Raw genomic sequence first — 14,690 nt, 5'->3', positions numbered from 1 at the left:
CCCAGTTTAAGCAATCTAATATCCAAACAACATTCTCGTAGATCGTCAATCTACAATACAAATGAAACGCTGTCTTGATTTAAAACATTTTTTTAGAAAATGATTCGATGCAACCGATTAAGCACCCTCGCAATTTAGATTTACATAGATCTAAAACGGCTTAACAACTGGTGATGGATAGATGTTATGAATAGTAGAAAAACAAGAAAGCCAAGCGGTGCTCGCTTGGCTTTCAGCTGTCTCTTTCTATTGGCTTCAAGCTTTAGGCTTTAGGCTTTAGGACGCATGATGTTCTTAACCTTACGGCTATTTTCACCAAAGATGCGTTGGACAAATTGATTCATGTCTTCTGCAGTGATCGACCTCGCCACTCGCTCAACTTGAGACAAAGCTTCGATATCGTAACCATGAAGTAAATAACGAGACAGGTACCATGCTTGGTCAATAGAGCTCATCTCGAGAGGCGTGAAGTCCGCTTCAAACTGTTTCACGACTGCGTGCATTTCCTTTTCAGAGACGCCCTGTAAAAGGTCTGCAATCACTTTATCGATCGCCACTTCGACTTGGTCAACGTTCTCCGGCGCTACCATCGCCCCGATAACCCACTCACCACTCAGCTCACTATCTGCGGCTGCTGAATACGTATATGGCGAGTAATCTAAGCTCAACTCTTCACGAATATAAGCATCTAAACGAGCCGCCAGCAGTCGTTCTAGCAAGTTTTCCGTGAAGATATCTTTTGCCGTTACGCCTTGATCGGTTTCGGCTTCAGGTTCAGAGAGAACTCGTAAGATGTACTCTGCACTATTCACATTGTTGATCGCTAAATCAATGCGTGATTCAGATGGCTGCTTGTAAGCCACCTTAAATTCAGGAACCTCAGCTTTTTCTAATGGAATCGAAGCCAAGTATTGCTCAACCAAAGGCTTTAATTCACTTGGGTCGATGTCACCCACGATCACCAATTGGTTATGCCTCATTTGACCAAACAATTGTTGATGAAGATTAGCGACGTCTTCCACAGAAACCGCTTCAACACGTTCTTTATCAACAAAGAGGTGACGACTGTCTTGACGATAGATATTCTGGTTTCTTGCGCGCTCAAACTGGCCAACAGGGCTGCTCAAGAAAGATTCTTGACCTTGTACAAACTCCTGTTTCACTGCCTCTAACTGCTCGGGAACAATTTTAGGCGCAGTTATGAAGGTATAAAGCGCAGCAAACGTATCTTTAAGTCCGTCTTTATTGATATTAAATTCAATACCATGACGAGTATTACCAATAAAAGAATCGGCGCTAATATTTTCACGATCAAAGTACGCTAAAAGCTCAGAGCCCGTAAACTCACCGACACCACTTCGAGCGAAGGTAGGTAACGCAACCTCAACAGCTGGGTACAGGCTCGGATCCAAAGCGGCTTTTCCGCCGAGGCTCATGTACATCACCCCAACATCGTCACCTGCCTCATAATCACGCAGGTACCACATGTCGATGCCATTGCTTAACGTCCACTTTTGGATGTATGGGTCGACAGACATTTGTTCAGCAAGTACAACCTCGCCTTGCGAGCTAGGTACAGCAAAAGCATTGGCTGTTCCAATCGCAAGCGGCGCAACTCCCGCCTCGCTATACGTGGCTTTTAAACTATCGAGAGAGTTGATGATCGCTGTTCTGTCTTCAGAGTCGTCCATCCCAATAACAATAAAGTAATCATCAGAAAGTAGATTCTTGATGTTGTCGTTAATCACTTCAAGGCTCAAGTTAGCGATGAAAGCTTCCAAGCTGGCTTGATAGTCTTTCTGTGATTGGACGATTCGATCATTGACTAACGCACTCACTTTGTAATTCGCGTGTTCAACGCTGTCCATTTTATCCCAGTTATGCTCGATGTTATCCAGCAAGTCTTGGTAGTAGTACAGTTCACCAGCAATATCCGTTTCCGAAACACCAAAATCACGCAATGATGCCAATGTAGAAAGCAGATCTTGTTGGATAACTTCACGGTCTCCAGCCGGAAACCCAACACTTATTGACGAATAGTACAAAGCGCCCATTCGATAGCTATCAGACGCAATCCATTGAGTCGGTAACGCGGCATCATTGAACACCGCTTCTAATCGTCGTTGAATCAATTGTTGAGCGGTTTCATCTAACCTGCGTTGATTCTGCTGAGCATGATTTTCAACTATATTTGAACCGCGGTTAAACGTCAGAGTGATGCTTGGCGCTTCTCTTCCTGCGTACTCAACATAATCATCTTCATTGAATGAGGTCGTTTTCTGTTTCTCTGGTCTCGGCGTATCGCCACGCTCCCAGCTAGAAAACTTTTCTTCAATAAGTGGAATCACAGTTTTGATGTCCACATCACCAGAAACGACCAGCTCAACTATTTGAGGTTGATACCAAGTCTGATAAAAGTTGCTGATGCCTTGAGGAGTAGCATTCACGATCGACGATTTAGTCCCTAATGCATCTTGCGATTCGTACGGGCCGCCTTCAACGAAGTAATCATAATATATATCTCCGAATGACTTATCATCGAGGCGAGCCATACGGAACTCACCAAGAACCACGCCTTTTTCTTTTTCGACTTCTGAACTTGATAGATCCAGGCCATCACCAATGTCACGCATCCACGTCAAAGCAGACTGCAATTGGATGTTATCTGGCAAATCTAACTGGTAGACCGTCTCTTCATAAGAAGTGTAGGCATTAATATCAGCACCAAAGCTAGCGCCTGCGTCTTCGAATAGACGAATCACATCGTTCTGAGAGAAGTTTTTACTGCCATTGAATGCCATGTGTTCCAAGAAGTGCGCGTAGCCTTCTTGTTGAGAAGTCTCTTGAATCGAACCGGCGTGCACGACTAAACGAACAGATACGGATTCTTCATGATCTGGATAAACATGATAAGTAAGGCCATTTTCTAGTTGGCCTGAAGTCCATGCCGGATCCGGCTGGATTGGCGTTTCGGTAGTTTTTGATGTTGAGCTACAGCCAACTAAGGTGAGGCATAGAGCCGTCGCTAAATAATATGTTTTCATAACAACCTCTTAATGTCATTCATCGACAATATACAGATTGAGCTAACGATTATTATTTAATATTGAACCTGATGAGTATCTTTGTGATCTAGATCTTTATTTTATAAACCACCAATCGTTATGTAAGATCGCTGTGCTCATTTAAATAGGCATTTAGATAAGAGCCTATTAAATCGATTTTAGACTCGCTAACTACATCTATTTAAAATCAATAAGCTACATAAATTTCAGCCAGTTCTCTACATACCCTTAAACAACGCTTGCGAGGCACGGCTGATCGGTAGCTTTTCCCCTGACACATACGCCGACATCTGACCTGAGAGCCCTTTCTTCACCTTATCAATGGCCGACACTTTAACCACCACCGAGCGATGGATCTGCCAAAACTCATCAGGATTGAGTTGCGCTATCAACTCTTTTAGTGACACGCGAAGAATATACTCCTCTAGCGATCCCCCTTGACCCTTCTTAAATATAGACACGTACTTGTCTTCTGCTTTGAAGTAAGCGACATCATCGACGGCGATTAGGTGAATGTCTTCTCCGACACTGGCTTTGAGCCACGTGAGATACTGGTGCTTGTTTTGTTGGGAAGACGATTGTGATAGCTGTTGAAGCTGAGCCATTAACGCTGTGATATCGGGCTGTACTGAGGTGTCACCAGGCTGTTTTTGACGGCTTAACAAACGCGCTTGCACCTTCTGACATGTGGCCAGTAAGCGCTCTTCATTGATTGGCTTCAGCAGGTAATCCATCGCATTGTGTTCAAAGGCTTTAACTGCGTATTCGTCATAAGCCGTAATAAACACAATCAATGGCGGTGAATCTAGCTTGTTGAGTTGCTTCGCCAGCGAGATTCCATCCAGCTCTGGCATACGAATATCGAGAAAAGCCACGTCGGGCTTAAGCTGCTGAATACTTTGCATCGCCTCCAAACCGTTTTGTGCCTTACTGACGATCTCCAGCTCAGGCCAAACCTCAGCAAGGCTCTTGTCTAAGTGATGCCTTAACAGTGCTTCATCGTCTGCGATAATCGCCGTTACGCTCGGCTGTATTGCTGGGTTATTCATGGTTAGTCCTTTAAATTCACACTGTAAATCGTCTATTTTTCGTCACTGTTCTGTGCTTTCTGGTCTGCAATTCTAGACAACTGCATCAGTCAGCGGTAACAAGATCGTCGACACGACCCCGCCTTCAGCGTGTTCAGTAATCGTTAGGCTCGCCTTATCACCATACAGGGTTTCGATTCTTTGACGAATATTGCTTAACCCAACACCGTGACCCGTATTCGCAGAAGGCGTTTTCAACCCAGCGCCATTATCAGCCACTTCAATTTTTAGCTGCTGTGCTTGTTGAGTAATACGAATATTCACTTGGCCACCAGCGGCTTTGGGCTCGATGCCGTGCGTGAGTGCATTCTCGACCAAAGGTTGAATCAAGAACGGTGGAATCACCTGCAAATCGCTAATCTCGTGTATTTCAATCGAGAACGTTAAGCGCTCACCCAAGCGTATCTTTTGGATATTAAGATAAGCGTCTAACAAGTCGACCTCTTGTGCGATGGTCGATTGCTCGGTGCGGCTGTTTTTCAGAGTTACACGTAATAAGTCAGTCAGTTTTTCGAGCATCAACTTGGCTTTCGCGCTGTCACTCTCAATCAATACATTGATGGTCGCAAGCGTGTTGAACAAGAAGTGCGGTTCAATTTGGCTTTGCAGTTGTTTAAGCTGGCTTAGCACCACCACCTTTTCTTGGTCGGCCTGACGACGCTTGGCCACTTCCAATTCGTTATCGGCACGTAACTGCTGCTCCCGAGTATAGAAATAGTAATAGCAAACCGAACAGAAGATCACACCGAGCAAGACTACAGATTTAAGGTCCGAGATATTAGCCCCGAAATACCCGTTCAACCAATAGTGTGCGTTCAAGGTACCAAAGGTCATCGCAATCACCATTGAGATACCCACCTCAAGCGTTCGAGATGTCCTCTTAAACAACTTCACCAAGATGAAAGAAGAACCCACGGCGCTGTAGCCAAAGCCAAAACTGATTGCCAGGTTAACCGTTAATCCGCCGCCCCAAATCGTATGGGTTGTAATCGCAATAAGAACACAAAATAGCGTGGTGAACGCGAAACTCTTAATCCATGAAAATCGACTGTTTGAAGAAGTGTCCATTAAAATCGTCCTTTGATATTTAAGAGAATCATATGACTATCGGGTAAACTGGCGTAAGCAGAATCACTTTTACCACCTAGAAAGCGTGCAGCAAGTTCCAAATCCAACGATGAATTGCCATTATCTAAAGCCTGATAATTGAGCCACTGAGTCGCAATAAAACCGCCATCTTGAGGAGACAACATGACATCGAATGTTGGCGTGATATCTTCAAGCCAGCCATGTGTCGAATCCAGAGACCAATGAAACATGATGTTGTGTTGAACCAAATTGGCGTGCTGATAACCTTGAGCATAAGAACCTACCAACGAAGATGTCATCGGATTAACCGACAAAGACTCTGCACTTTCTATCGCGCTTTGCCACTCAGAATGACTCCAAGCACGGCTATCAAACCAGTATTCCAGCACCACATTATGGCCCGTGTCATTGGCCCATGTTAATCCTGCTAACGCTTGATAAGCCTCGCCCTGCTCTTCAAGATAAACCGGTTTAAGCATTGAATCCGGCTGACTGTAGCCAAGGCTTTGTCGCTGATAAACCACCGAGCCATGAAACTCCCAAGCGAGATTCAACACCGACACTAAACTCGCCCCAAGTAAGCCATGGCGTACATCGTCGTAATAAGCGACCCACTGATATTCGTGGTCGCCAACCAGATTGTAACGACGTATCCCAAAGCCTTGTTGCTGATTCTGCTTTTCGAATTCATTTACGTCTTGGGAAGTCCATGACGAATCGCTGTAAAGCAGTGTCCATTCGCCCGTCATATCGAACAGTGACGCTGAAGCCACACCGGCGCCCTCTTCTGCGACAATGCCAACAGGGTTTTGTCGGTAAGGCTTGATAATGTCTAACGGTCGGTAGCCATAACCAACACCCCAATCTAGGCGAACCTTACCGAGTGTCACATCAAGGTAGTGATCACCGAACGCTGAATTAGACAGTTCAACACCACCTTGCCAAAACAGCTCGCGCGCAATGAATTCCGATTCAAAGCTCGCGTCTTGGTCTTGAGGAGTATTAGTCAAAATATCATTGGCTTTCACGGCAAACAGGCCAAGCCAATTGCCATATCCAACTTCAAGATCCAACAAACCATTGAGTGACTGACGATTATAAGATGCAAAAGGGCTAAATGGCGACTCTCGCGATTCAACGGCTTCAGCACTCAGTTGCCAGTCCCACGCTAGGCTCAGATCGTCCGCTTGAGTCGTGTTACTCACACAAGACAATGCAAGAAAGCTAGCGATTAAAGGCTTAATGTGGAATCGACGACTAGAAGCTTTCATGGCACCCACCTAAAGCCCAGACACGCTATTACGTGATAAGTAAGCAGGGTTGTAGTATTTGTCCGCTAAAGCTTGTTCGCTTACCTCGCGGTACTCAATCACGGTTTTCTTACTTGGTTGAATCTTATCGAGCAAAGTCATCGAAACTACACTTGGCAAGCCATCTCGCATGCCTTCAGTAAACCAAGCTTGCTTGGCTAACTTACCTGAACGCAGATACAGATCCGCTTTAACAGGAAACGCTCGGTCTGCCGTTAACCACAGATCAATCGATTGATAGCTGGCACCCTTGGTTTTCGCCGTTAGCTTTAGATGATAAGTATCGAGTGTCTCGCCAGTCGACCTCTCAACCTGTTGCTCGGCAACCCACTTACCTTGGTAATCTTCGCTCCAAGTGAGCGTCGAAATGTCCCCTACCGAAGCTTCACCCAAGAGTTTCTGCATTGGTGTGATTCGGATAGGTCGGCGCGATTTCGGCATCAGTAACCAATAGTTGTCCTCTATCATCAGCATCTTTTGACCCGCCTCGACCGCCGACTTGAACACGACCAGCGACTCTCGGTTTGGTCTTGTGTAGACGTTGTATTCGCGGGTTTTGTCTAGTTGCTCGTCTTGATATAGCGCCACCAGAGAAACCACTTTAGACGCCTGTTCGCTGTTCAAGCGATAGCTATCCGCCTTGGCGATCATCTCTGTGACTTGTTGTGAATCGACTGCCCAGCTTGGTGTCGATGCTAGAACCAAAACCAATACAGAACCTAAAACAGTGAGTGAACGAGTAAATTTATACATAAACCAGCGCCTCCGTGATTGGCTTATTCACGCCTTTGCGAGCAGAAAAATAAGCAGCTAGCAAACATATCGTCAACACACCTAAAGTGGCGTAACCAACTAATTCCAATGAGAAGTAAATGTTGAGTGGGTAACCCTCGGTTCTGCCGGGAGGTGGTGGCATTTGCACATCAATCACCAGCAATAACACCGACACTAAACCGCTCACTAACGCGCCGATCGCGCTGCCAATCACAGCCAACAATCCCGCCTCTTTTAAGAAACCTGCGACGATTTCAGACGGGTAACTGCCTAGTGCCGACAAAGTGCCAATCTCACGAGTACGCTCGGTCACCGACATGGTCATGGTGTTAAACAAAGATACGAACACTACCAATGCCATCACTGCGCCCATGATGCCGAAGATACGGTCGTAAAGGTCTTTAACCTTGGTGTAGAAGAACGCGCGATCTTGCCATGGGGTGAGCTCAATATCTGAGCCCTGTTGACCAACTTGCTTGTCCAAAGCCAATTGGATGCGCTGTTGAACCGTCGAGGTCTTGCTTGTTTCAAATAGAAACACCGACAAGGTACTGACTTTGTCTGACGCTAAAAGCTCTTGGGCAGTGATGATGTGTACGTATAACTGACGCTTATCCAGCTCAGGCACTCCTGTCGAGTAAATACCCTGCACCTTAAAATCAAAAGCGTTCAATGCGCCGTCACTGGTAGTCGCGAGCAGTGTCACCCAATCGCCAACGGCAACTTTGAGATTACGAGCAAGGTCAGTTCCCAGCATCACTTGTGGCTCTTGGCTGTCGTATCTTGGCGATTTCACATCCGAGAGGGTCTGACCGCTGCGCACATCTAAGAAAGGACCTTTCATGTCGAACTCACGCTCATTGACACCCGTTCCCATAAAGATGGTCGATTTGCTGCCGTTAGACACCAAACCACTAAAATAGACTCGTGGCTGCACACCACGCACGTCACTGTCGCCAATAATGCTCTTGGTTAGGGCTTGAACATTGTCTAGACCATTGCTCAGCGGCATGTCTTCATCTTGCTCAAAATATCCCGGTGTGCTCAATGTGAGATGACCAGTATCGCGCGCGGTCGATTCACGCAGAGATTCATAGGTGTAAAGCCCGTAGCCTCCAGCCGAGGTGAGTGCAAATACGGCGATGGCGATGATCAACACCGACAACAAACTGCGGCGACCGTTTCTAAATAAATTAAGCCACGCCAAGCGAAGCGATTGCAAAAAGCCAAACTGCATTAACTTGCCCATGAGACTGCCTCCTTGTTTGACACTGAAGAAACCAACTTACCGTCCACCAACTCAATCACACGGTCGCAACGGTTAGCCATTCTTGGATCATGGGTCGCAACAATAAAGGTGGTGCCAAACTCGTGGCCAAGCTCGTGCATAATATCGATCACGTTATTAGCAGTGTGGCTGTCTAAGCTCGCTGTCGGCTCATCGGCGATTACTAAGCTTGGGTTGTGGATTAGCGCTCTGGCTATTGCGACACGTTGCTGTTGGCCACCTGAAAGATTGTCTGGGCGATGATGTACATATTCGCCTAGCCCAACACGCTCCAACATCTCTTGTGCTCTGGTCTGCTGTTCTTGTTTCGAACATTGGTTCAACATCAATGGGTAGGCCACGTTCTCAAGTGCCGTCATCACTGGAACCAGATTGAAGCGCTGAAACACAAAACCCAGCGACTGACGACGAAAACGCGCAGCGGCGATTTGCTCAGTCGGATACGGTTGGCCATCAATATTGATCTGTCCTCGATAGCTCATATCCAACAAACCAAGAATATTCAAAAGTGTGCTTTTTCCAGAACCCGACGGGCCACACAACGCCACCATTTCACCGCGCTGGATATGGCCATCGACCCCGTTTAATGCATCAACACGTTGACCGCCTGTGACATATGCTTTGCCGATATCTTTAAATTCAATCATCCCGTTTTCCTCTGATTACTAACCAACTGTTTAGCTTCCATGCCCTTTATTTCGCTTTCGCTATTAGGGCCTTCGCAGTCATCGTTTCGATGTTGCCAGCATCGGTGTTTTCCATCTTTTCAAGCCACACCTGTGCTTGCTCGAAGTCCTCAGCACGAATCGATGCAGTAATGGCGTAACGGTAAATCCACGATGTCGCAGCGAAATGTTGCTGTTGGAAATCATCTTCCGCGAGTAACGCGAGGAACAGGTCATAACCACGATCAAAATGGTTAAACATGTCTGGTAGCGAGGTGTAAGTCACCGCGGCCATTGCGCGAGTTAAGTAAGAATCTGGCAGCCCTTGAACACGAGGTTGCTCATGAATCGGTTGGTCTTCGTCTTTTAGCAGCACCAGTGATTTATCAATGGTTGATAAGCCTTTCTCCACATACTTCATCTTGTTCCAAGGTAAGAACGCATCACGCCCCATCAGGGTTTCTGTGCTTCCTAAATAAACTAAAGTCAGTGGCGTAGCGCCGTCTTGTTGCAGCGTGTCATTAAGGCGTTCATAAGCCACCTCAACCAAGTCTTCATTGCCTTGCGCCGCTTGGTTGTAGATATCGAGCACGTCTGAACTCGGGTTCGCTAAAGCTAACGACGGTGCAAACGAAACAAGAGCAATCAGCAATGAACGCTTAAGCACAGAAGTTGTAGAGCCTGAATTAAATGAGTGTGAAGTAGTCATGATTTCTAATCCCTTTCAAATGTTGACGTTGAAAGGTTAACTAGAATTTGTCGTGCAGTTTTACCAATGCGACGAATGGTAATAATGAGGAGTGAATGGTTGAGAGGCGGTGTGAGTGGGGATATAGGATTCAGTTATTGTATTTCAGTAAAAGTCGTGCTTATTTTGCACAACCCATATTTACTAATTATTCATACTGGGTAGACATAAACACACCTGATACATTGGAGCTATGTATTGTTTTTGTAATCTTCGGAATAGAAACGGTGATTCAGGAGATCGATGAGTAATTGTTGAAATAAATCATTCGCATAACCACTTGCAGCTTTAAAATACGAGACAAAGTTAATACAATATTGTTGCACATTGAAATGGTTCAATGTTTATATCAAATTAGTTATGGATTTATCAATATCATGGAAGCAACAACAGTTAATGCTAACGAAACTCAAACGCCAAAAGTTCTAAACAAACTTGGAACTGCATCATATGGTCTCGTTGCAATTGGGTCTTTCTTACCTGCAATTACTATCAAAATGTGGGGAGTGTCTGAATCAATTACAGGTTTAGATGTCTACGGGTTCACTATAGTCTTACTAATGATTGTAGGCTCAGCATCCTGCGCTCTTGGCTTACCAAAAATCGTAGCAAAAGGCATTGGTGCAGTGTCATTAGCGTATCTTTATTACCACTTGTTTCAAGCCATCGGTGATTTAAATGAAATGGCGCAAATGATGGGGGGGCGTCGTGGTGGTGAACTGGGACAGATCATTGAATTAGCTCTACAAAGCGCAAATATTGGCATTGTCGCCTTACTACTTGGCTTCATTTCGTTAAACATTTTTATGTTTGTAGGTTACAAACTTCACCCTCGCTTCGAGGCATTAGATGTAATCTTGAAACACTACTCTTCAAAAGCCTCAGAAAAAGCCGTTGAAAAATCAACTCAAATCAAGAAAGCAACCGAAGAGAAAGCATCAGCAGTTAAACAGAAAGCCAATCAAGTTCAGAAAGAGCAAATCGATAAAGGTGAATAAACTCATTTAAATCATCAATTTTGGACATCTATTTTAACGATTTTCGTCCCATTGATAATTCATAGATTGCTGAATTAGGAATCAAACAGAAAATTCAATACGTTTAAAAGAGTTCAAACCAAACAAAAATAGCCGCTAATCAGCGGCTATTTTTAATTATCCAAGCGAAGCTTCTATTACTTCTAGCTTTCTACTTCTTTGTCTCTTCAACCACGGCTTTCATCAATACTGATGTATCCATGCGGCCTTGTCCTTCGGCAGACAATGCTTTGTAAGCGTTGTTGGTCTTTTCAGTCAGTGGAAGCTGGATGCCTTGGCGTTCTGCTTCATCTAGGCAGAAACCTAAGTCTTTGATCATCCAATCAATTGCAAAGCCAAAATCGAACTTGTCTTGTGCCATTGTGGTAGCGCGGTTCTCCATCTGCCATGAGCCAGCAGCGCCGTTTTTAAGGCAATCAACCAGAGTTGGGATATCCAAACCTGATTTTTCAGCAAGCACTAAGCCTTCAGATAAGCCATTCAACACTCCTGCAATGCAGATCTGGTTAACCATTTTCGCGCGTTGGCCTTGGCCGACTTTACCCATAAGAACTGACGACTTACCGTAAGCTTCGAACACAGGTTGAAGGTCGTTGAAAAGCGCTTGTTCGCCACCACACATGATGGTTAGCACGCCATTTTCTGCGCCCGCTTGGCCACCAGATACAGGTGCATCCATAAAGCGAATACCGGCTTGCTTCGCTGCCACTTCAAGCTCTTCAGACAGAACTGCAGACGTTGTAGTGTGATCGACAAGAATCGCGTTTGGCTTCATCGCTGCCAATGCGCCTGTTTCGCTGGTTGTCATGCTGCGTACGTCGTCATCGTTACCCACACAAACCAATACCACGTCAGCTTCCGCTACACACTCAGCCACAGATTCAGCCGCTTTACCTTGGTGTTTATCAGCCCAGCCTAGCGCTTTGCTGTGAGTGCGGTTAAATACCGTTACTTCAAAACCGGCTTTGACTAGATGGCCTGCCATTGGGAAACCCATAACGCCTAGCCCGATAAAACTTACTTTCATTTCTTTCTCCTTTTATTTGACCAAACCATCGCTATGAAAAGATCGAACACTCTCAATCAGTGCATCAATAAGCAGGGTCAAAGCCTTTGGCTGATATTTTCTTTCTTTGTACACTAAATACGCTTGGCGATCACCCCGATGATACTCAGGGAGCACTTGAATCAGATTCATCTCAGGGGATACGTGACGAAAAGGCAATGAAGCGAGCCCCAAACCTTTTTGCGCTGCGGCCGCCACCGCATGAATATCGTTAACGATGAACTTAGGTTTAATCGTGATCATTTGCTCTAAGCGGTCGGATTTGTAGAGCGGCATATCAAACACATCATCGACGTTAATCCAATCTTGCAGCTCTAGGTCGTCGGGTTTTTCTATTGTTGCACGCGAATCTAAGTATTCTGGGCTTGCATAAAACCCGTGTTTGGCTTTAAACAGCGGTCGAGCAATCATGCCTTCCATGTCCGAGATCTTAAACGTGATCAGTAAGTCACGATCAGTCTGTGGAATGAGCTGCTGCTGGCTCAGAGTAAGGTCGAGCTGAACGTTTGGATACTGAGTGAGGAATTGCTCTACCGTCGACCGTAGAAAGCCACTGTAGAAGTTATGAGGCACAGCGAGCTTTATCTTGCCTTGGATAGCGTCACGCTCTTCAAGCAAGCTATTAAAGCCGTGATGAATCGACTCCATACCGCTGCTCAGTGCAGAAAAAGCCGCCTCACCGTCTTTGGTGGCCACCAGCTCACGACCTTTCTTTTCTAAAAGTCGGATATTGAGGCGATCTTCCAATGCGGTTAGCCGACGCGACATAGTCGACACAGGGAGTTGCAGCCGTTTCGAAGCCGATAGCAAAGAGCCCTCTTCAACCACTGCACAGAATAAGAACAGATCATCAATGTTTCCAAATATGGAATTCATACTTCTACATGTGCCTATTTTTCTCATTAATGGATAAATGTAACCTTATCTCATCAACATCAGAAAATCACGGGAGAAACATATATGAGCAAAAAACAATTTTGGGTAACCGCGATTTTATCCTCACTCACCATGGCAACCATCATGTCTGGGTTAATTTCTGGCTACAAAATGGGATTCAGCTCCGAGTGGCCGCCTATCTGGTTACAAAGCTTCTTTCTTGCTTGGCCGTGTGCCATTGTGCTGAACCTTACAGTGCTCCCTTTGATTCGAAAGCTATCTGAGTGGATTTGTCGACCGCGCACGCTTTGCTAATCAGTGCTGTATAAACGGGCTCTTTGGTGGCAAAAATACGGAACGATGATCAAGGCTTGATCATCATATTTCCTAAACTAACCACAATTTAAAGCAGAAAAACTTTTGCTTAATAGTAATACACGCCTAGTATTAGGTACGAGGATCAGATTATATGCAATAAGTTCTAGAGAACAGAATTTTTTTGTGATACACCTATTCTTGACTTGTTGTTAAGAAATGAAATAACTTTCTTATGCATCAAGTTACCAAAAGATATTGACTTTTTCTCGGCCATTTGGATAATGTGCGTCCACGTAATATGCAGAAAATTTCTACATATAAGTAGGCCGTACTTTTAAGGAAAGCCATATGAAACAAAACCACGACTATATCAGAAGCGAAAATGAGCTTTTGAATAGAGCAAGTTCAGTATCATCGGATGATCTGGTACTAGCTCTGACAAGTGACATGACAAAAGAGCAACGACGCAAAAAAATGCGCGATGCTAGAAACGCTCTAAGAGCGGAGTCACAACAAACATCGAATCATCATACAGTTACATCTACTAGAGCACACACCTTACATGGTGCAATGGCAGCTTATTAATATAAGAATGTCATGTTGCATATAAACCCCTGCTGATTTAGAATCGCAGGGGTTTTGTATTTTAAGGGAAAGCGAATGCCAGTAAAAACTGTGCTGCTACACAAATCATTTATGTACGGAAACAGCGACAGTCAGTATTTCGTTGATTATAAGAATTTATCCGACACTCATTTTGATCTATTGATGGATTTCGTGGATGACGTTCTTGATGGCAACAAGATGAAAGGTCGCAACAAACCTAGCTGGCATGACAAAGATGGCAAAGATATCCCTCGCGCAATGTCTTACAAACGATGTAAAGTTTGGCATTATCACGCAGGGCCACATTCAATCCATGCAACTGCACATACATTGAATGTACGAATTCCTAATTACGATGATAATGTTTCTGACGCTGTGATTCACTACAGTTGGCTAGGTGAAGAACAAGACCGAATTGCTATCTTAGGTTTCAGCCCACAACATAAAAATTTTCCACTTCCAAATGACAAGGCTAACGTTCTGCGGAGTCGCATGGTTTTAGGGGGGAAAGTACCCGCTCAATCTCTCGTTGTTCTCCGAGAAAATGATAACGATGATGGCGATAGCAGCAATAAGAAAGCTGGTTAAACTATTAATACTCTTTTTCCTTAAGGCCTGTTGTATTACGACAAGGCCTTTTTTATTACTCACTAACCTGGTTTCGTATTACTAAACATAAGCAAATGGTTGCTTATGTTAGAGTAAACTCGTCGAGTTAAAATTCTGGACTACTTTACATTTATAAAAAACCGAGCACTAG

The 14,690-nt window shown here is 44.9% G+C and carries 14 protein-coding genes; 4 read left to right on the top strand and 10 right to left on the bottom strand.

The features are described 5' to 3' along the window. Positions 1-269 precede the first annotated feature (269 nt). From AB4507_RS01710 to AB4507_RS01675, 8 genes are all read right to left on the bottom strand, one after another. Entirely contained in the window at positions 270-3,044 is a 2,775-nt protein-coding gene (locus AB4507_RS01710; protein ID WP_372083745.1) for a M16 family metallopeptidase, read from the bottom strand. A gap of 239 nt (positions 3,045-3,283) precedes the next feature. Next, complete coding sequence (locus AB4507_RS01705) at positions 3,284-4,114, bottom strand: LytTR family DNA-binding domain-containing protein (protein ID WP_136977938.1); 831 nt, start codon at positions 4,112-4,114, stop codon at positions 3,284-3,286. Positions 4,115-4,186: 72 nt separating this feature from the next. Beyond that, positions 4,187-5,221 carry a sensor histidine kinase gene (locus tag AB4507_RS01700; protein ID WP_136982529.1) on the bottom strand — a complete coding sequence of 345 codons (1,035 nt, stop codon included), beginning with the start codon at positions 5,219-5,221 and terminating at the stop codon, positions 4,187-4,189. Next, a complete protein-coding gene (locus AB4507_RS01695) occupies positions 5,221-6,513 on the bottom strand; it encodes a hypothetical protein (RefSeq protein WP_102397967.1) in 1,293 nt (430 codons plus the stop codon). Before AB4507_RS01695 ends, AB4507_RS01700 begins: the two co-directional genes overlap by 1 nt. Before the next feature lie 9 nt (positions 6,514-6,522). Further along, positions 6,523-7,305: an outer membrane lipoprotein-sorting protein gene (locus AB4507_RS01690; RefSeq protein WP_136982530.1), complete on the bottom strand. Its 783-nt coding sequence runs from the start codon at positions 7,303-7,305 to the stop codon at positions 6,523-6,525. Further along, positions 7,298-8,575, bottom strand: a complete 1,278-nt coding sequence (locus AB4507_RS01685; protein ID WP_102393362.1) for an ABC transporter permease — start codon at positions 8,573-8,575, stop codon at positions 7,298-7,300. Before AB4507_RS01685 ends, AB4507_RS01690 begins: the two co-directional genes overlap by 8 nt. Next, positions 8,563-9,261: an ABC transporter ATP-binding protein gene (locus AB4507_RS01680; RefSeq protein ID WP_372182117.1), complete on the bottom strand. Its 699-nt coding sequence runs from the start codon at positions 9,259-9,261 to the stop codon at positions 8,563-8,565. The genes AB4507_RS01685 and AB4507_RS01680 overlap by 13 nt, the downstream gene beginning before the upstream one ends. A gap of 46 nt (positions 9,262-9,307) precedes the next feature. Next, positions 9,308-9,988 carry a hypothetical protein gene (locus AB4507_RS01675; protein ID WP_017072332.1) on the bottom strand — a complete coding sequence of 227 codons (681 nt, stop codon included), beginning with the start codon at positions 9,986-9,988 and terminating at the stop codon, positions 9,308-9,310. Between the two features lie 356 nt (positions 9,989-10,344). Between AB4507_RS01675 and AB4507_RS01670 the strand changes: the two genes are divergently transcribed. Next, positions 10,345-11,025, top strand: coding sequence for a hypothetical protein (locus AB4507_RS01670; protein ID WP_133151240.1), 681 nt, complete (start codon positions 10,345-10,347; stop codon positions 11,023-11,025). A 190-nt stretch (positions 11,026-11,215) separates the two neighbouring features. Here AB4507_RS01670 and AB4507_RS01665 read toward each other — a convergent pair whose 3' ends face one another. Both AB4507_RS01665 and AB4507_RS01660 read right to left on the bottom strand, forming a co-directional pair. Beyond that, on the bottom strand, positions 11,216-12,091 hold the full coding sequence (locus AB4507_RS01665; RefSeq protein WP_102428112.1) for an NAD(P)-dependent oxidoreductase: 876 nt from the start codon (positions 12,089-12,091) through the stop codon (positions 11,216-11,218). Positions 12,092-12,103: 12 nt separating this feature from the next. Next, a complete protein-coding gene (locus tag AB4507_RS01660) occupies positions 12,104-13,006 on the bottom strand; it encodes a LysR family transcriptional regulator (protein ID WP_048610205.1) in 903 nt (300 codons plus the stop codon). A gap of 84 nt (positions 13,007-13,090) precedes the next feature. On the opposite strand from AB4507_RS01660, the gene AB4507_RS01655 reads away from it, so the two are divergent. The 3 genes from AB4507_RS01655 to AB4507_RS01645 all read left to right on the top strand — a co-directional run bounded on the left by AB4507_RS01655 (position 13,091) and on the right by AB4507_RS01645 (position 14,518). Then, the gene (locus AB4507_RS01655) at positions 13,091-13,321 is read left to right on the top strand and encodes a DUF2798 domain-containing protein (RefSeq protein ID WP_136975122.1); all 231 of its coding nucleotides are present in this window, start codon (positions 13,091-13,093) and stop codon (positions 13,319-13,321) included. A gap of 351 nt (positions 13,322-13,672) precedes the next feature. Continuing rightward, positions 13,673-13,909 carry a hypothetical protein gene (locus AB4507_RS01650; protein ID WP_372182116.1) on the top strand — a complete coding sequence of 79 codons (237 nt, stop codon included), beginning with the start codon at positions 13,673-13,675 and terminating at the stop codon, positions 13,907-13,909. 75 nt (positions 13,910-13,984) lie between these two features. After that, positions 13,985-14,518 (top strand): hypothetical protein, encoded by a 534-nt coding sequence (locus tag AB4507_RS01645; protein WP_372182115.1) that lies wholly within the window; start codon positions 13,985-13,987, stop codon positions 14,516-14,518. Positions 14,519-14,690: the final 172 nt, after the last annotated feature.

The organism is Vibrio sp. 10N.222.54.A3 (assembly GCF_041474095.1).
In the GTDB taxonomy this organism is placed as follows: Bacteria; Pseudomonadota; Gammaproteobacteria; order Enterobacterales; family Vibrionaceae; genus Vibrio; species Vibrio crassostreae_C.
Note: the sequence above shows the minus strand (reverse complement) of the source record. Positions and strands in the feature narration are given on the sequence as shown.